Origin of the sequence: Caballeronia arvi (assembly GCF_001544695.2) — a bacterium.
GTDB lineage: Bacteria > Pseudomonadota > Gammaproteobacteria > Burkholderiales > Burkholderiaceae > Caballeronia > Caballeronia arvi.
In genome coordinates, this window is sequence record NZ_FCOM02000013.1 from 104876 (window position 1) to 124237 (window position 19362).

Annotated in this window: 12 protein-coding genes; 9 read left to right on the plus strand and 3 right to left on the minus strand. The window is 63.3% G+C overall.

The annotated features are described in order from the left end of the window. Position 1: 1 nt before the first annotated feature. Positions 2–2800 carry a bifunctional [glutamate--ammonia ligase]-adenylyl-L-tyrosine phosphorylase/[glutamate--ammonia-ligase] adenylyltransferase gene (gene glnE / locus AWB74_RS17340; RefSeq protein WP_061147966.1) on the minus strand — a complete coding sequence of 933 codons (2799 nt, stop codon included), beginning with the start codon at positions 2798–2800 and terminating at the stop codon, positions 2–4. A 183-nt stretch (positions 2801–2983) separates the two neighbouring features. On the opposite strand from glnE, the gene AWB74_RS17345 reads away from it, so the two are divergent. From AWB74_RS17345 to aroG, 4 genes are all read left to right on the plus strand, one after another. Next, positions 2984–7288: a YhdP family protein gene (locus AWB74_RS17345; protein ID WP_061147967.1), complete on the plus strand. Its 4305-nt coding sequence runs from the start codon at positions 2984–2986 to the stop codon at positions 7286–7288. A gap of 66 nt (positions 7289–7354) precedes the next feature. Next, entirely contained in the window at positions 7355–8185 is an 831-nt protein-coding gene (locus AWB74_RS17350; protein WP_061147968.1) for a carbon-nitrogen hydrolase family protein, read from the plus strand. A 129-nt stretch (positions 8186–8314) separates the two neighbouring features. Next, positions 8315–9781 (plus strand): metalloprotease TldD, encoded by a 1467-nt coding sequence (gene tldD / locus AWB74_RS17355; RefSeq protein WP_061147969.1) that lies wholly within the window; start codon positions 8315–8317, stop codon positions 9779–9781. 338 nt (positions 9782–10119) lie between these two features. Next, positions 10120–11193, plus strand: a complete 1074-nt coding sequence (gene aroG / locus AWB74_RS17360) for a 3-deoxy-7-phosphoheptulonate synthase AroG (protein ID WP_061147970.1) — start codon at positions 10120–10122, stop codon at positions 11191–11193. Positions 11194–11261: 68 nt separating this feature from the next. On the opposite strand, the gene AWB74_RS17365 is transcribed toward aroG, so the two are convergent. Then, a complete protein-coding gene (locus tag AWB74_RS17365) occupies positions 11262–12182 on the minus strand; it encodes a restriction endonuclease (RefSeq protein ID WP_061147971.1) in 921 nt (306 codons plus the stop codon). 155 nt (positions 12183–12337) lie between these two features. After that, positions 12338–12892, minus strand: a complete 555-nt coding sequence (locus AWB74_RS17370) for a cob(I)yrinic acid a,c-diamide adenosyltransferase (RefSeq protein WP_061147972.1) — start codon at positions 12890–12892, stop codon at positions 12338–12340. Between the two features lie 251 nt (positions 12893–13143). Here AWB74_RS17370 and AWB74_RS17375 point away from each other — a divergent pair, with 251 nt between their 5' ends. From AWB74_RS17375 to AWB74_RS17395, 5 genes are all read left to right on the plus strand, one after another. After that, positions 13144–14562, plus strand: coding sequence for an FAD-binding oxidoreductase (locus AWB74_RS17375; protein WP_061147973.1), 1419 nt, complete (start codon positions 13144–13146; stop codon positions 14560–14562). A gap of 102 nt (positions 14563–14664) precedes the next feature. Then, the gene (locus tag AWB74_RS17380; RefSeq protein WP_061148040.1) at positions 14665–16176 is read left to right on the plus strand and encodes an FAD-linked oxidase C-terminal domain-containing protein; all 1512 of its coding nucleotides are present in this window, start codon (positions 14665–14667) and stop codon (positions 16174–16176) included. A 115-nt stretch (positions 16177–16291) separates the two neighbouring features. Further along, on the plus strand, positions 16292–17380 hold the full coding sequence (gene glcE / locus AWB74_RS17385; RefSeq protein WP_061147974.1) for a glycolate oxidase subunit GlcE: 1089 nt from the start codon (positions 16292–16294) through the stop codon (positions 17378–17380). An 8-nt stretch (positions 17381–17388) separates the two neighbouring features. Next, the gene (gene glcF / locus AWB74_RS17390) at positions 17389–18615 is read left to right on the plus strand and encodes a glycolate oxidase subunit GlcF (protein ID WP_061147975.1); all 1227 of its coding nucleotides are present in this window, start codon (positions 17389–17391) and stop codon (positions 18613–18615) included. Positions 18616–18655: 40 nt separating this feature from the next. Then, positions 18656–19351, plus strand: coding sequence for a YggS family pyridoxal phosphate-dependent enzyme (locus AWB74_RS17395; protein WP_061147976.1), 696 nt, complete (start codon positions 18656–18658; stop codon positions 19349–19351). Positions 19352–19362: the final 11 nt, after the last annotated feature.

Here is a 19362-nt window from a genome sequence, read left to right on the forward strand (position 1 = left end):
CTCAGGCTTCGGACGCCACCGCGAACACCCGCTCCCACAATGCCGTCACCGCGTCGCGTTCGGCCTGGACTTCGGCCGGATCGACGCGCGCTTTTTCCATGCCGTCGAGCCGCAACGTGTGCTGAAGCTTGCGGTAATGCCGGTACGCCGCGCCGATCGCATCGGCTTCTTCTTCAGCGATCAATCCGCTTCGCGCGGCGATCTTCAGCAGCGTGATGTTCCCCGCGTTCCGCAAGAACTCGCGATGCTCGCGCGCGTGCAGCAGCACCCAGTACTGCACGATGAACTCGATATCGACCATGCCGCCGCGATCGTGCTTCAGATCGAAGCGATCGCTGTTGTTCGGATGCCCCGCGAGCACCCGCTCGCGCATCGCGACGATCTCGCGAGCGAGCGCGGCCGGATCGCGCTCCATCACGAGCACGTCGGCGCGGATCGCCTCGAACTGCGCGCCGATCTCGGCATCGCCGGCGCTGTAACGCGCGCGCGACAACGCCTGGTGCTCCCAGACCCACGCGGTGTTCGCCGCGTCGCCCTCGCGAATCTGATAGCGGCGAAACGATGCGAGGTCAGTCACCAGCAGCCCGGATTCGCCGTTGGGCCGCAGACGCAGATCGACATCGAAAAGCGTGCCCGCGCCGGTCGCCGCCGTGAGCCACGTGATGAGGCGGCGCGTGAACATCGCGTAAATGTCAGCGGCGGAATCGTGCGGATCGTCGTAGAGAAAGATGAGGTCGAGATCCGATGCGTACCCCAGCTCCTTGCCGCCGAGCTTTCCGTACGCGATGACCGAGAAGCGCGGCGTCTCGCAATGCCGCTTCGGAAACTGCTTCCACACGGTCTGAATCGTGACGTCGAGCACGGCATCGGCGAGCTCGGACAGGCGGTCGCTTACATGCTCTACGCTCAAATGCCCCGCCAGATCGATCAGCAGAATGCGGAACACTTCGGCCTGATGCGCGTGACGCAGCAGATCCATCTGATGTTCCGCGTCCTCGGCGGCGTCGAGCCGCGCGGTCAGCGAGCGCTTGAACGCAGCCCAGTCGAACGGGCTCGCGATGGCTTCGTCGTCGAGCAATTCGTCCAGCAATTGCGGATGGCGGATCAGATAGCCCGCCGCCCAGCGCGAACCCGACAGCACCGACAGCACGCGCGCGAGCGCCGCCGGATATTCCGTCAGGAGCGCGAGATATGCGCCGCGCTTGCTGATGGCTTCCAGCAGGTCGAAAAGGCGCGTGATGGTGTCGACACGCCGCGCCGCATCGATCGACTGCACGGCTTCCAGCCCCCGCTGCGCGACGATATCGAAGCGCTCGCGGCTGCGCGACGGCAAGCCCGCGTAGCGCGCCGAATTCCACACGCCTGTCAGACGCGCGAGCACCGGCGTGGGATCGTCGAAGCCGAGTTCCACAAGCCGCGCGGCGAGCTCTTCCTGCGCGGAGTCGTCGGCGAGCGCGCTGCTCCAGATCCACGACGCCACCGAATCGTCCGCGACGCCACAGCCGCCCTGCCCGCTGACCTTGTCGGCGAAGATCGCGTCGAACTGCTGCTCGACCAGTTCGCGATGCGCGTCGAGCTTTTTCATCAGCGCGGAATAGTCGGCGAAGCCGAGCGATTTCGCAAGCAGCGTGCGTTCGTCGTCGGCGACGGGCATCGCGTGCGTCTGCGCGTCGTTGCGGTATTGCAGCCGATGCTCGACCGTGCGCAAGAAGAGATAGGCGTCGGACAGCGCGTCGCATACGTTCGGCGCGAGCAGGCCGTGCGCGGCGGCGCGCTCGAGCACCGCGAGCGTCGGACGGATGCGGAAGTCCGCCGCCTGCCCGCCGCGGATCAGTTGAAACACCTGCGCACTGAATTCGATCTCGCGAATGCCGCCGCGCCCGAGCTTGATGTCGTCGGCCTTGTCGGGGCGCATCGACGCGCGCCGCTTTGCTTCCTGCCGGATTTGCTGATGCAGCGAGCGGATCGCCGCGATCACGCCGTAGTCGAGATAGCGCCGGTAGATGAACGGCGTCGCGATGGCTTCGAGCTGCTTCACGAGGCGCTTCGCCGAATCGCTGTGCGTCTCCGATACGAGCCGCCCTTTGATCCACGCGTAGCGCTCCCACTCGCGGCCCTGCACGTAGAAATACTCTTCGAGCATGCCGAGGCTGCACACGAGCGGACCGGAATCGCCATTGGGCCGCAGCCGCATGTCGACGCGAAACACGTAGCCGTCTTGCGTGATTTCCGCGAGCGCGCCGATCAGCCGGCGGCCGAGCCGTGTGAAGAATTCCTGCGTCGGCAGCGGCGAGCGCGTGCCGCCCGAGGTTTCGCCATCTTCTTCATAAACGAAGATCAGGTCGATATCCGACGATGCGTTAAGCTCGCGCCCGCCGAGCTTGCCCATGCCGACGACGCCGAGCGTGAGACGCTCGCCGTCCGGTCCGCGCGGCTCGCCGAACAGCGTTTCGAGATCCGCCGACAGCACCGCGAGCGCGCGCTGCACGGTGACTTCGGCGAGATCGGTCATCGCGCCGGTGACTTCGGCGACATCGGCCGCGCCCGCGAGATCGCGCTCCATCACCGTGCAGAAGACGTCGGTTCTCAGGCGGCGCAGCGCGGTCTTCAAAGCGGCTTCGTCGAGCACGCCGTTTTCGGTGCACGGCGTGCAGTGCGCATCGAGCCGCGCTTCGATCCACTCACGCGTGATGCGCGCTTGCGACCACTGCGCGACGTACGACGCCAGTTCGGGACGCGCCGCATACGCGCGCGCCGCATAGTTGGAATAGTCGGAACTGAGAAGAGTGGCGTCGGTCATGAAAGATTGGGTTCGCTCATTGCTTCTGGAAAGACATAGCGCGTCGTGCACCGCGCCGCGAGTCTTGCCGGGCGCGGTTTTGCGAGCATCCACGAGTGCGCAGGCCGCGGCCGTCCCCGCTATGCCCGTGTTACATTTCAGCGTCAAACACGCAAAACTACCATATCGCCGAACAGCCGCAGCATGTCCGACAGCAGACCATCCGTCGACCCGACCGAAGTTGGACAAGCCAAGCCCAGCGGCAACGCCGAGCCCGTGCTTTCGCGCGTCTTCAAGTTCGTTCTCGTCATCGCGGCCATCGCCTATTTCGTGGTCGCGGGCGTGTATGTCGGCCTGCGCTACATCGTCATGCCGCAGGTCGATTCGTTCCGGCCGCAGATCGAGCAACTGGTCTCGTCGAAGATTCACGCGCAGTTGCGCATCGGCAGGATTTCCGCGAGATGGTCGGGGCTTTCGCCGACGCTCGATATCGACAACCTGCGCATCGACGCCGCCGACGGCGCGCCGGGGCTCGCCGTGCCGCATGCGAGCGCGAGCATCGCGTGGGCGTCGCTCCTGCATCTGCGGCCGAAGCTCGCGGACCTGACCGTCGATGGCCCCGATGTCATCATTGCGCGCAACGCCGACGGCGCGCTCTCCGTCGCCGGCGTGCCGATTCCCACGCATCGCACCGGCTCGAACGCGTTCACGACCTGGCTGCTCGGCCAGGACCGCATCCTCCTGCGCGACGGCACGCTGCGCTGGCGTGACGCCAGCCGCGCCGCGCCCGAGATCGCGTTCAAGCGGCTGCATCTCGCGATCATCAACGACGGCACGCGGCATCGGCTCGCGCTCCAGGCGCCCGCCGACGGCGAAGTGCTGCACGGCCCGCTCGACTTCCGCGCGGACTTCCGTCATCAGCCGTTTTCCGCGATGGGCGCGCCCGCGAACTGGAGCGGCCGGCTCTACGTGTCGACCGGTCCCGTCGATCTGCCGACGCTCGCGCGCTACGTGAAGACGCCATTCCAGATGTACAGCGGCCGCATCAACAACGAGATCTGGCTGAACTTCGCGGGCGGCGAGTTGCAGAGCGCGTCCGGCGCGCTGAGCGGCTCGAACGTCGCGCTGCGCGTGCGCGCGACGCAGCCGCGTCTCGATCTGCCGATCGCGCGCTTCGGCTGGAGCGTCGACAGGAAGGACACCGAATACACGCTGAATCTGCGCGATCTCCACGCGGAGCTCGGCCAGTTGCCGCTCGATGGCGGCACGCCGATCTCCCGTCTGCTCGTGTCGCGCGCGCTCACGGGCACCTATCGGCCGCCGAGCGTCGGCAAGGGGCAACTGCTGCGGCTGACGGGCGATACCGTCGATATCGGCATTCTCGCGGAGTTCGTGCGCGCGCTGCCGGTGCCGGCGAAGGTGCTCAACGAACTGGTGCGCTTCAATCCGCGCGGCCAGGTGTCGAACTACACGATCTTCTCCGAGCGCGCCGCGCCCAAAACCGAGGAAGAAGCGCAGCAACAGCGCAAGAAAGGCGACGCGCCGCTGGTGCATTACGCGCTCAAGGCCGACCTCGAGGGCATCAGCGTGCAGGCGCAGGAACCGCCGCCCGGCCTCACGATCAACAACCATCCGCGCGCCGGCATTCCGGGCGTCGACAATCTGTGGGGCAGCGTCGATGCGAACGAGAAGGAAGGCCGGATCACCATCGACACGAAGAACGCGGCCGTCATCATTCCGGGCGCATTCGACGATCCGCGCCTCACCTTCGATTCGCTGCAGGGCAAGGCACGCTGGACCGTCGCGGACGCGATCGCGCCCGGCGAACTGCGCCGCGCCTTCACGATTCATCTCGACTCGCTGCGCGTGAAGAACGCGGACGCCGAAGGCGAAGCCACCGCCGATTACTGGAACCAGGGACACGGGCGCGGCAATCTCGATCTGAAGGCGAAGGTCGCGCATCTGAAGGTGACGAGCCTCGTGCGCTATCTGCCGACGAGCCTGACCGAGCGCGTGCGCGTCTATCTCGGCCATGCGCTTCAGGCGGGCGTCGCGAAGAACGGGACGATCGAAGTGCACGGCGATCTCACGCGCTTTCCGTATGCCAAGTTTCCGGATGCGGGCATCTTCCGCATCAACGCGCCGTTCACGGGCGGCAAGTTCGATCCGACGCCGTTCCCGCCGCGCAAGATGGCGAACGGCCTGCCGAATTTCTGGCCGGCGTTCGAGGGCATCGACGGCACGTTCACGCTCGCGCAGAACAAGCTCGGCTTCGATATCGACAAGGGACATTACCGCCGCGTGCGCGTGTCGAAGGTGGTCGGGCGGATCGACGACACCGGCAATCGCGAGACGAAGCTGTGGATCGACGGAAAAGCACGCGGGCCGCTCGCCGACATGCTCCAGTACGTCGACGACAGCTCGCTCGGCCTGATGGCGAAGCACGCGACGCGCAAGATCGAAGCGAAGGGCGACGCGGACCTCGCGCTCACGCTCGGCATTCCGCGCTATCGTCCGCCCGCGCCCTTGCCGCCGATCAAGCCCGAATACAAAGGCTCGATCACCTTCGCCGACGACGAAGTCAGGTACGGCACTTTACCCTCGCTCACGCATCTGCGCGGCCGCGCCGACTTCGCCGCGAAGACCGTCACGCTCGACGGCCTGACCGCGCAACTGCTCGGCGGCGACGTGCGCGCGAAGGGCGGCGTGCAGCCGGATGGCAGCTATGCGATCGACGTGAACGGGCGCATCGGTGCGGACGCGGCTGAACGCCTGAATACGCGCATGAGTCCGCAGGTCGCGCAGTTGATGAAGCGCATCGACGGCGCCGCGCCTTACGAACTGCACGTGCGCGGCGCGAAGAATGCGTTGCCGAACGTGCAGGCGAGCTCGGATCTGACCGGTCTCGGCATCGATCTGCCCGCGCCGCTCGGCAAGGCGAAAGGCACGCCGATGCCCCTTTCCTTCACGTTCCAGCCCGCGGCGGGCGGCGCTTCGGATCTGCATGACGCGAAGCTGAGCGTCGGGCCGCTGGAAGCGCACTACGTGATGCAGCAGATCGGCAAGGCAGAGGTGAAGGTCGATCCGCAAGACCCCGCCGAGCCGATGAACATGCGTGCGCGCCTGAAAGTCGCGCGCGGCGCGATCGGCGTGAACAGGCACGCGGATTTGCCGGCCGAAGGCGTCAGCGCGGCCGTCGATCTCAACGAACTCGATGCCGACGCCTGGCGCAAGACGATCGCCGAAATCAGCGCGGCCGCGCCCTCATCCACATCGGTTGCCGACACGCCGCGCCCGCCGATGAGCGAGAACGTCAGGCAGTTCATTCCGACGCGCGCCGCCATCCATTTCACGACGCTCAAGCTGCTCGACCGGCGTTTCGAGAATATCGATATCGGCGCGAGCGAAGCGCAGGATCGCAAGTGGGTGGCGAACATCGCGTCGGATCAGATAGCGGGCGATATCGCTTGGACGCCGGGCGCGACGAAGAGCAGTCCAGGCGCGTTGCAGGCGCGCTTCGCGAAGATCGTGATTCCGGACAAGACCGGGAACGGTCCCGTCGAGAAGGCGATCACGAAACCGCCGCGCAACATGCCGACGATCGATCTCATCGTCAACGAGCTCGTGTTCCGCGGCCACAGCCTCGGGCGGCTGGAAGTCGACGCGCGCAATGACCTCATCGCCGACGAAGCGATCTGGACGCTCGACAAGTTCGAACTCACCAATCCGGACGCGACGCTCACCGCCAACGCGACCTGGCGCACGCTGCCGGGCGGCGTCATTCAGGCGGCGCAATCGAACATGACGCCCGACATGGACGATCGCCTACCCCGCCGCACGTCGCTCGATTTCAAGCTCGACGTGAAGAACGGCGGCCAGTTGGTCGACCGCTTCGGCGCGCCGCACGTCGTCACGGCGGGCAGCGGCACGGTCTCGGGGCACGCGGCCTGGAACGGCGGGCCAACCGCCGTCGATGTGAATACGCTCGATGGCAACGTCGCCGTCGACCTGCATCACGGGCAGATCTTGCGCGCGCCGGGTGCGGCGAAGTGGCTGGGCGTCTTCAGCCTGCGCAGTCTCGCGAATCTGCTGACGCTGCATTTCGAGGATGTCGTCGGCAAGGGGCTGCCGTTCGAGAAGATCACGGGTAGTGCGAGAATCGCCGATGGCATCAGCCACACGGACGATTTCCTGATGGTGACATCGCCCGCGCGCGTGCAGATGCAGGGCACCGTCGATATGCCGAAGCAGACGCAGGATCTGCACGTGAAGGTGATTCCGACCGTCGGCGCGGGCGCAGCGGCAATCGGCGCCGCGGTGATCAATCCGCTGCTCGGTCTGGGCGTGCTGGCTGCGGATATCGCGCTGTCGGCATCGATCCAGAAAGCCTTCGCGCGCGACTATTCGATCACCGGCTCGTGGAGCAAACCCGTCATCCAGCGTCTCAATGGCGATCAGGGTAAGATCGAAACACCCGCCGCCGCCGTGGTTCCGTCCGCTGCCCGCTGAAAACGGGCCAACGCTTCGCCGGCTGCGGCGCCGTTTTCGTCCCCTTTTTCAACAGCGCATTCAGACATGAGCGAAAGATCGAGCGACAGTGCGGCGCCGTTTCAGGTTGCCGCGCTGCAGATGGTCAGCACGCCGGACCGCGAGCGCAATCTGGCCGACGCCGGACGCCTCATCGCCGAGGCCGCGCGCGGCGGCGCGAAACTGGTGCTCCTGCCCGAATATTTCTGCTACATGGGCTTCAAGGACACCGACAAGCTCGCGATCCGCGAAACGCCCGGCTCCGGCCCGATCCAGCAATTTCTCTCCGACGCGGCGCGCGAATACGGCGTGTGGCTCATCGGCGGAACGCTGCCGCTGCAATCACCGGAAGAAAACCGCGTGCTCAACACGACGCTCGTGTTCGACCCGCACGGCAAACAGGTCGCGCGCTACGACAAGATTCATCTGTTCAATTTCGAGCGCGGCGAGGAATCGTTCGATGAAGCGCGCACCATTTTCCCCGGCAGTGAAGTCCGCACGTTCGATGCGCCGTTCGGGCGCGTGGGTCTTTCCGTGTGCTACGACCTGCGCTTTCCGGAGTTGTATCGAAAGCTCGGCGACTGCGCGCTGATGGTCGTGCCATCGGCATTCACTTATACGACCGGCCGTGCGCACTGGCAGACGTTGCTCAAGGCGCGCGCCGTCGAGAATCAGTGCTATGTGCTCGCGGCGGCGCAAGGCGGCCATCACGAGAACGGACGACGTACGTGGGGCCACAGCATGCTCATCGATCCGTGGGGCGAACTCGTCGACGTGAGAGAAGAAGGACCGGGCATCGTGACCGGCGGCGTCGATCTGGAGCGCATCGCGACCGTGCGGCAGAGCTTGCCGGCTTATCGGCATCGCGTGATCGGATGACACGCACGCCAACGACTTGAAGACGCGGAATTCTCCCCGCACATGGACTGACTGAATCGCACCGTAGAATAGTCTGATATTCGTCTGCAATATCACCGAACTCGTCACAGAACACGCAATAGGCACCGCATGAACATCATCGAACCCGGCATTCGCAATCTGGTCACGGCGAAGGACGTTTTGCTCACGCCCTACGGCCTCGACGAAGCGCTGATCACCCGCACGCTCGCGGAAATCTTCACGCATCGCGTCGACTACGCGGACCTCTATTTCCAGTCCACGCGCAGCGAGGCGTGGAGCCTTGAAGAAGGCATCGTCAAATCGGGCAGCTTCAGCATCGATCAGGGCGTCGGCGTGCGCGCCGTGTCCGGCGAGCGCACGGCTTTCGCCTATTCCGACGATCTCTCGCCCGAATCCATCCGTCAGGCCGCCATCGCCACGCGCGCGATCGCGAAGGCGGGCGGCGGCAAGCAGAAGATCAAGCCGGCGAGCACGCTGACGGGCGTGTCGGGCCGCGATCTGTATGTCGCCGCCGATCCGCTGCATTCGCTCGATGCCACCGCCAAGGTGAAGTTGCTTGAGCGCGTCGAGCAGATGGCGCGGGCCAAAGATCCGCGCATCACGCAGGTGATGGCGGGCATGGCTGGCGAATACGATGTCGTGCTGGTCGCGCGCAGCGATGGCGCGCTCGCGGCGGACGTGAGGCCGCTCGTGCGCGTGTCGGTGACGGTGATCGCGGAGCAGAACGGCCGGCGCGAAATCGGCACCGGCGGCGGCGGCGGCCGCTTCGACTACGGCTATTTCACGGACGCAATCCTGCAGAAATACGTCGATGACGCGGTGCACGCCGCGCTGGTGAATCTCGAAGCGCGCCCCGCTCCGGCCGGCGCGATGACCGTCGTGCTCGGGCCGGGCTGGCCCGGCGTTCTTCTGCACGAGGCGGTCGGACACGGACTGGAGGGCGATTTCAACCGCAAGGGATCGTCGGCGTTCGCGGGGATGATCGGCGAGCAGGTGGCGGCGAAGGGCGTCACGGTCGTCGATGACGGCACGCTGCCGAATCGTCGCGGCTCGCTCAATATCGATGACGAAGGCAATCCGACGCAGTGCACGACGCTGATCGAGGACGGCATCCTCAAGGGCTACATTCAGGATTCGCTCAACGCGCGCCTGATGAAGATGCCGGTGACGGGCAATGCGCGGCGCGAATCGTACGCCGCGCTGCCGATGCCGCGCATGACCAACACCTACATGCTCAATGGCGACAAGGACCCGCAGGAGATTCTGGCGTCGGTGAAGAACGGGCTGTACGCGGTCAATTTCGGCGGCGGCCAGGTCGATATCACCAACGGCAAGTTCGTGTTCTCGGCGTCCGAGGCGTACATGATCGAGAACGGCAAGATCACGTATCCGGTGAAGGGCGCGACGCTGATCGGCAGCGGGCCGGAATCGCTCAAGTACGTGACGATGATCGGCAACGATATGTCGCTGGATAGCGGCGTCGGCGTGTGCGGCAAGGAAGGTCAGAGCGTGCCGGTGGGCGTCGGTCAGCCGACGTTGCGCATCGAAAAGATGACGGTGGGCGGCACGGTCTGATGTTGCTTGTTATGCGGGGATTCCGCATGGACGATGCTCGGTTTTGGCCTATTTGCTTCGTTCGATGCGGATTGTCCGCGTTTTTGGGTGCGTAGGGTTGTCAGCGCCGCACGTTTGAAGGTATAAAAGCAGTCACAGCTTTTTTCAACCGACTCCCGACTCATCATGTCCGCCAAGTTTTATTTTTATTTCTTTTGGCATCTCAAGCCGCTGGCGGATCGAGAGGGGTGAGTTGTACGCAGGTCGAAAAGACCGAAATTCCCGAAAAACCGCCAGCGAGTCTGGCGGTTTTTTTTCGTCTTCCCATTTGTTTAGAACGCTGCCGTTGGAGAACCGAAATGCCCCCGCACAATACCGATGATGTTCGTATCCGTGAGCTGAAAGAATTGACCCCGCCCGCGCATCTGATCCGCGAGTTTCCTTGTGCGGAGCCGGTTTCGGAACTCATCTTCAACGCGCGGCAGTCGATGCATCGCATTCTTCATGGTATGGATGACCGGCTGATCGTCATCGTCGGGCCTTGTTCGATTCATGATCCGAAGGCTGCGCTGGAGTATGCGGGGAAGTTGATCGAGCAGCGTCGTCGCTTTTCCTCGGAGCTGGAGATCGTGATGCGCGTGTACTTCGAAAAGCCGCGCACGACGGTTGGGTGGAAGGGGCTCATCAACGATCCGTATATGGATAACAGTTTCAAGATCAATGATGGGTTGCGGGCTGCTCGGGAATTGCTCATGCATATCAATGAGCTTGGCTTGCCTGCGGGCACCGAGTATCTCGACATGATCAGTCCGCAGTACATCGCCGATCTCATTTCTTGGGGAGCGATTGGGGCGCGGACTACGGAGTCTCAAGTTCACCGTGAGCTGGCTTCTGGGTTGTCTTGTCCCGTTGGCTTCAAGAATGGCACTGACGGGAATGTGAAGATCGCCGTCGATGCGATCAAGGCGGCGTCGCAGCCGCATCATTTCTTGTCGGTTACGAAAGGCGGGCACTCGGCGATCGTTTCTACTGCGGGGAATGAGGATTGTCACATCATTTTGCGCGGAGGAAAGACGCCTAATTATGATGCCGCTAGTGTGGATGCGGCTTGTAGTGATATCGGGAAGGCTGGGCTGGCCGCGCGGTTAATGATTGACGCGAGTCATGCTAATAGTTCTAAGAAGCATGAGAATCAGATTCCGGTTTGTGAGGATATCGGGCGGCAGTTGGCTGCTGGTGATGAAAGAATCGTTGGCGTGATGGTGGAGTCGCATCTTGTTGCGGGAAGGCAGGATTTGCGGGAAGGGTGTGAACTCACTTACGGGCAGAGCATTACTGATGCTTGTATTGGGTGGGATGAGAGTGTGAAGGTGCTGGAGGGGTTGGCGGAGGCGGTTAAGCAGCGGCGGGTTGTTCGGCGCGGCGGAAACTGAGTATATTGGCGAAGCGCAGCTAACTAACTAAATATGTAGTTGCGCTTTCATACACCACAGGAGGCTGACTAAGACGGGCGTCCAACCTTTTCCTTCCCTGTAACGGCGTCTATATAAATGAGACCCTTAGTTTGAGCCGCCTTCACCTTGCGATCAAGCATGTCGGAAAGGCTGATTATCCCCTCAAGGACAGTAATCAGGTCTGCGCCATCGATAAAGATCGTCTTGATTGCCTTTCCAGCAACCAATGAGGAGATAACGTTCTCACTGAAACCATTAATCGACACGAACAGCCCCCTGCCATACATCTTTCCCTCAATTTTCGCCGCAAACTGATATACGGATTCGTTTGCGGCCGCCTTATCCTGCCATTTGGCTTCAATAAGATAGTGTTCGCCATCAAACTTAACTGCGCCGTCTATCTGCTCTCCGCGAGTTCGGAACGGCTCGGTTACCGAAAGGGAGGACGCCTTGCATGTCTCTTGGAGGATGCCTTCCAACGCATACCCTCGCTTAGCACCAACAACTTCGCCTTGCAGGAGCGAGATAAATTTAGCCTTCAATTCGGGCAACGCTGATTGGCCCCTTTGAGATTCCGCTTCTCGAAGCTCCCGCTGCCGCCTCTCTTCATGGATCTTATGATCACGAATTTCTTGAAGTTGACCTAGATGCTCGATGGATCGCCTCGCTTCCTCCCGATTTAACTTTCCAAGTGTATCGAAGTAAAATGGATCGAAATGAGTCCAATTAATCAAAGAATTCAGCATCGCCCGAAATTGACCAAGACCTTCGTCAGGTCTCTGAGAAAGATGATCGAACATCCTTATAACGAGCGCTTTACGAGTCCAGTCCTTCGGATTTCCAAGCGATTTTAGATCATTGCTATTGCAACCGTTACTCTTAAAAAAATTAACGATATCATCCTTAGCCCAAAACAGCTTAAGGATGCAATCACACATCGCATTTTTGATATCGGAGGGAAAGCTCATCGATACCCGCACCTATCTATATCTTTGACAGCCAGAATAGTAGCACAGCCAACAAATCCAACATTCATGCAACCATAACACAAGATTTTTCTGAGAATTTCCATGAGATAAATACTGCCAGACAGCAGCAATAAGCATTCAACGTCAAAACTTTTCTACGCCGGCTCATGGGTCCACAAAACATCTTCTCCGCCGTCAGCGCGATTCAATACTCGCGCAAATACAAACAATAGATCCGACAGTCGATTTAAATACCTTCGCGGTGCCTCATTAACTCCCGCTGCATCTGAACGTCCGAGCGCAACGACAGCCCGCTCCGCCCTCCGACAAACCGTCCGTGCAACGTGAGCCAGCGCCGCCGCCCTAGACCCGCCCGGCAAAATAAACTCCTTCAACGGCGGCAGCGTCGCGTTGTACTCTGCAAGCCAGGAATCGAGCCGCGCCAAGTGCGACTCAGCAATCATCGAATGTCCGGGAATCGATAGCTCTCCACCGAGATCAAACAAGTCGTTCTGAATCTGCGTCAACGCGGAGCGAATATCAGAAGGCATCGGCTCACAAAGCAAAACGCCGATACAAGAATTCAACTCATCGACATCGCCAATCGCGGCGATGCGCGCGTCGTCCTTCGATACACGGCCGCCATCGCCGAGCCCGGTGGTTCCATCATCACCGGTGCGCGTGGCGATCTTGCTCAAGCGGTTTCCCATCACTGGCTCCCAAGTCAAAGCCCATTATAGGCACGGCCCAACGCCCGAAGCCCCGCCCCGCCGGGCTTCTCCGCGACGGCGTAAAATGAGATGAACACCGCCCGGCCATCGCGAGAACGAGCCAACGGTAAACCACAAAGCATTACGCGGGAATTCCGCAACGCCCATACCAGGCGCAACGCGAACAAGCATCCACCCCGCGAAAATCCGCAAAAAACGCAAACAAACAAAGCCGCACCCGGAGACACCTTGTGAACCACCCCACCGAACGCGCCGCCCTCCAGAAACGCCCCTTCCCCGCCGCGCTTCTCGAATCGCTGAAGCAAACCTTCGCCGACCGCGTCTCCACAGCACAAGCCGTCCGCGAACACCACGGCCGCGACGAATCCCCGTTCGACCCGCAACTCCCCGACGCCGTCGTCTACGCGCGCAGCACCGACGAAGTGCAAACCATCGTCAGACTCTGCGCCGAACATGACGTCCCGATCATCCCCTACGGCAACGGCTCATCGCTCGAAGGCCATCTGCTCGCGGTGCAAGGCGGCGTATCCATCGATCTGTCCGAGATGAACCAGGTCGTCTCGATCAACGCCGAAGACCTCACCGTCACCGTGCAACCCGGCATCTCCCGCAAGCAATTGAACGAAGCGCTCAAAGACACCGGCCTCTTCTTCCCGATCGATCCCGGCGCGGACGCGAGCATCGGCGGCATGTCGGCGACGCGCGCATCGGGCACCAACGCCGTGCGCTACGGCACGATGCGCGAAAACGTCCTCGGCCTCATCGTCGTCACCGCCGATGGCCGCGTCATCAAAACCGGCACGCGCGCGCGCAAATCGTCGGCGGGCTACGATCTCACGCGTCTTTTCGTCGGCTCGGAAGGCACGCTCGGCGTCATCACCGAAATCACCGTGCGCCTCTACCCGCAGCCCGAAGCGATCTCGGCGGCCGTGTGCGCGTTTCCGTCGATGGGCGACGCCGTGCGCGCCGTCATCGAAACGATCCAGATGGGCGTGCCGATCGCGCGCGTCGAGTTCGTCGACAAGCTCGCCGTGCGCGCGATCAACCGTCACTCGAACCTGACGCTGCGTGAAGCGCCGATGCTGTTCTTCGAATTCCACGGCACCGAATCGGGCGTGCTGGAGCAGGCGCAGACGGTGCAGGACATCGTCGCGGAAAACAAGGGCGAGGACTTCGAATGGGCAACGCGTCCCGAAGACCGCAGCCGCCTCTGGAACGCGCGCCACTCCGCCTACTTCGCGATGCTGCAACTGAAGCCCGGCTGCCGCGCCGTCACGACCGATGTCTGCGTGCCGATCTCGCGCCTCGCGGAATGCGTCGAGGAAACGGAAAAGGATCTGCAAGGCTCGTACTTGCCGAGCCCGATCGTCGGCCATGTCGGCGACGGCAACTTTCACGTCGCGATGCTGCTCGATCCGGCGAAAGCTGAAGAGCTGGAAGAAGCGGAGCGCATCAATCGACGCATCGTCGGACGCGCGCTGAAGATGGGCGGCACCTGCACCGGCGAACATGGCATCGGACTGCACAAGATGGGCTTTCTGATCGACGAGCACGGCGAAGACGCCGTCGCCGTGATGCGCTCGATCAAGCAGGCGCTCGATCCGAAGAACCTGATGAACCCGGGGAAAATCTTCTCTTTCGAAGGCTGACGAAGTCGCGCAAGATAGGCGGAACGAAATGAGCGCCCGAAGCAACATCGGCGCCGAAAGGGAGGAGACATGAACGCACCCGACGAGCTCAAGCACGAGCAGATGTCGCCGAATCTGCCGCACGAAGAAGCCGAAGCGCTGACCGAAGAGCAACTCGCCGCGCGTCAGCGTGAAGTCGTGCAGGCGCTGATGGCCGTGCTGCCGACGCACTGTCTGCTCTTCCGCGAGGAAGACACGGCCGCCTATGAATGCGATGGCCTCGCCGCCTATCGCCGCCTGCCGCTCGCGGTCGCGCTGCCGGAAACCGAGGCGCAGGTTCAGCGCGTCGTGCAGATCTGCGCACGTCTCGCCATTCCGATCGTCCCGCGCGGCGCGGGCACGGGACTGTCCGGCGGTGCCATGCCGATCCGTCACGGCATCGTGCTGTCGCTGGCGCGCTTTCGGAAGATCGTCGAAGTCGATCCGTACGCGCGCACCGCGACCGTGCAACCCGGCGTACGAAACCTCGCCATTTCGGAAGCCGCCGCGCCCTACGGCCTTTACTACGCGCCCGATCCGTCGTCGCAGATCGCCTGCACGATCGGCGGCAACGTCTCCGAAAACTCCGGCGGCGTGCACTGCCTGAAGTACGGGCTCACGGTCCACAACGTCCTGCGCGTGCGCGCGGTGACGATGGACGGCGATGTCGTCGAATTCGGCTCGCTCGGCCCTGACGCGCCCGGCCTCGATCTGCTCGCGGTGCTGATCGGCAGCGAAGGCATGTTCGCGATCGTCACCGAAATCACCGTCAAGCTGATTCCGAAGCCGCAGACGGCGCAAGTCATCATGGCCAGCTTCGACGATGTCGTGAAAGGCGGCAACGCCGTCGCGGCGATCATCGCGGCGGGCATCATCCCGGCCGGCCTGGAAATGATGGACAAGCCCGCGACGCGCGCCGTCGAAGAGTTCGTCAACGCGGGCTACGATCTCGACGCCGCCGCAATCCTGCTGTGCGAATCCGACGGCACGCACGACGAAGTCGCCGAGGAAATCGTCCGCATGACGGCCGTGCTGCGCGAGCATGGCGCATCGCGTATCCAGATTTCGCGTTCGGAGACCGAGCGCCTCAAGTTCTGGTCGGGCCGCAAGAACGCGTTCCCGGCAGCCGGCCGCATCTCGCCGGACTATTACTGCATGGACGGCACCGTGCCGCGCCGCGCAATAGGGCCGCTGCTTGCGCGCATCGAAGAGATGGAGAAGAAGTACGCGCTGCGCTGCATCAACGTGTTCCATGCGGGTGACGGCAACATGCATCCGCTCATTCTCTTCAATGGCAACGATCTCGACGAATGGCACCGCGCGGAAGCGTTCGGTTCCGACATTCTGGAAACCTGCGTCGAGTTGGGCGGCACGGTGACGGGCGAGCATGGCGTGGGCATCGAGAAAATCAATTCGATGTGCGTGCAGTTCTCGCCCGAGGAGCGCGACGCGTTCTTCGCCGTGAAGCGCGCATTCGATCCGCCCGGCCTGCTCAATCCCGACAAGGGCATTCCGACGCGCGCGCGCTGCGCCGAATACGGCAAGATGCATGTCCGGGGCGGGCTGCTGCCGCATCCGGAGTTGCCGCGCTTCTAGGGGCGAATCGCGTTCCGCGTTCCGCTATCCACGTTTCACCGGGTATTGCGCCGTTAAGCGGCCGGTACAATCGACCGGGCAGCCCAACAGAAATCGAAATACGAGCGGAACACGCATGGAACAGGACGACATCGTCGCCGGCTGGTCGGAGAGGATCGCCCGGGCGACCGAAGCCGGCACGCTGCTGCGTATCCGCGGCGGCGGCACGAAGGACTGGTACGGCCAGACCCTCCAGGGAGAAATCCTCGACACGCGCGCGTATCGCGGGATCATCGCCTACGATCCGGCAGAGCTCGTCATCACCGCGAAGAGCGGCACGCCGCTCGCCGAAATCGAAGCCGCGCTGCGTGAACACAACCAGATGCTGCCGTTCGAGCCGCCCCACTTCGGACGCAACGCAACGCTCGGCGGCTGCATCGCCGCGGGGCTCGCGGGCCCGCGCCGCGCGTGGACCGGCGCGCCGCGCGATTTCGTGCTCGGCGCGGTCGTGATGAACGGGCACGGGCAAGTGTTGCGCTTCGGCGGCCAAGTGGTGAAGAACGTCGCGGGCTACGACGTGTCGCGCCTGCTCGCGGGTTCGCTCGGCACGCTCGGGCTGATTCTCGAATTGTCGATCAAGGTGCTACCGCGTCCCGTCGCGGAAGCCACGCTCAAGTTCGACATGCACGCGACAGACGGCGTGCGCAAGCTCAACGAATGGGGCGGCCATCCGCTGCCGATTTGCGGCAGCGCGTGGCGCGACGGCACGCTCGCGCTGCGTCTCGCGGGCGCGGAAGCGGCTGTCAAGACCGCACGCAACACGCTCGGCGGCGAAGTGGTCGATGCCGTCGAAGCCGATCGTTTCTGGATCGGCATGCGCGAGCAGACCGATCCGTTCTTCGCCGTGATCGAGCCGCGTTCGGCGCTCTGGCGGCTCGCGTTGCCGTCGATCGCCGAGCCGCTTCATCTGCCGGGCGCGCAGTTGATGGAGTGGGGCGGCGCGCAGCGCTGGTGGATCACCGACACCGATCCGCAGACCGTGCGCATCAGCGCGAAGCAGGCGGGCGGTCACGCGACGATCTTCCGCGCGGGCTCCGCCTACGATCGCAATGCGGGCGTCTTCACGCCGCTGCCCGCGCCGCTGATGAAGATTCATCGCGGATTGAAAGCCGCATTCGATCCGGCGCGCATCTTCAATCGCGCGCGTTTGTATCCCGACTTCTAGGCGCATCGATGCAAACCAATCTCGCCGACTTCATTCGCGGCACCGCAGACGGCGACGAAGCCGACGCCATCCTGCGCAAATGCGTGCACTGCGGCTTCTGCACGGCCACGTGCCCGACGTATCAATTGCTCGGCGACGAACTCGACGGGCCGCGCGGGCGCATCTATCTGATGAAGCAGATGTTCGAAGGCGCGCCGGTCACACGCAGCACGCAGCTGCATCTGGATCGCTGCCTCACCTGCCGCAACTGCGAAAGCACCTGCCCGTCGGGCGTGCAGTACGGCAAGCTCGTCGAGATCGGGCGCAAGGTCGTCGAACAGAAAGTCGAGCGGCCGATGCGTCATCGGCTGCAACGGCGCTTTCTCGCCAGCTTTCTGCCGAACAGCACGCTCTTCACGCCCGCGATGAAGCTCGGCCAGCAGTTTCGCGGCATCCTTCCGCGCAAGCTGCGCGCGAAGATTCCGGTGCCCGAGCGGCCGCTCGCGCCGCCCACGAACAAGCACGAACGCAAGATGCTGATGCTCGCCGGCTGCGTGCAGCCCGCGATGATGCCCAACGTCAACACGGCGACCGCGCGCGTGTTCGACGCGCTCGGCATCGAGATCGTCACGGCGCCGGGCGCGGGCTGCTGCGGCGCGATCCGCCTGCATCTCGGCTACAACGACGACGCGCTCGACGACGTGCGCAACAACATCGACGCATGGTGGCCGTACGTGGAAAGCGGCGTCGAGGCGATCGTGATGAACGCATCGGGCTGCGGCGCGACCGTGAAGGAATACGCGCACTTGCTGCGTCACGATCCGGCGTATGCGGAGAAGGCGCGGCGCATCGTCGAGCTGACGCGCGATCTCGCCGAAATCCTGCCGATGTACGAAGAAGAACTGGTCTCGCTCGCGCGACGGCGCGGCGTGCATACGGTCGCGTTTCATCCCCCGTGCACGTTGCAGCACGGCCAGCAGATTCGCGGACGCGTCGAGCATCTGCTGACCGCGCTCGGCCTCGAAGTGCGCCTGCCCGCCGACAGCCATCTGTGCTGCGGATCGGCGGGAACGTATTCGGTGTTGCAGCCGAAATTGTCGTACACGCTGCGCAATCAGAAGCTGGACCGGCTGGAAAAGCTGGAAACGCAATTGATCGTGTCGGCGAACGTCGGCTGCATCGCGCATCTGCAAAGCGGCACGTCCACGCCCGTCACGCACTGGATTCAACTGCTGGAACATCTGCTGTATGGATGAGCGATTCGTATAATGGCCGGACGATTCTGAAGGCTGTCTCATGTCCATCGCTCAACATCTAGAAGAAGTCCGCCAGCGCATCGCGAAGGCCGCGCACGACGCGTCGCGCGACACGTCGTCGGTCACGCTGCTCGCCGTGTCGAAAACCTTTCCCGCCGACGACGTGCGCGCCGCCTTCGATGCCGGCCAGCGCGCGTTCGGCGAAAACTACGTGCAGGAAGGCATCGCGAAAATCGCGGCGCTCGCCGATGTGCGCGGCGAGATCGAATGGCACTTCATCGGGCCGCTGCAATCGAACAAGACGAAGCTCGTCGCGGAGCAGTTCGACTGGGTGCATTCCGTCGACCGGCTGAAGATCGCCGAGCGGCTTTCCGCGCAGCGTCCCGAAGGCGCGAGCGCGCTCAACGTGTGCATTCAGGTGAACGTGAGCGGCGAGCAGTCGAAAAGCGGCGTCGAGCCGGATGAAGCCGGCGCGCTCGCTCACGCGGTGGCGGCGCTGCCCGGCTTGCGTTTGCGCGGCCTGATGGCGATTCCCGAACCCGCCGACACGCTCGACGCGCAACGCGCGCCGCATGCGCGTCTGCGCGAACTGATGGACACCTTGCGCGCCGATGGCCTCGATCTCGACACGCTCTCGATGGGCATGTCCGCCGATCTCGAAGCCGCCGTGCTCGAAGGCGCGACGATGGTGCGCATCGGCACCGCGATTTTCGGCGCACGGACTTACACCACCTGACTCTCACCTTC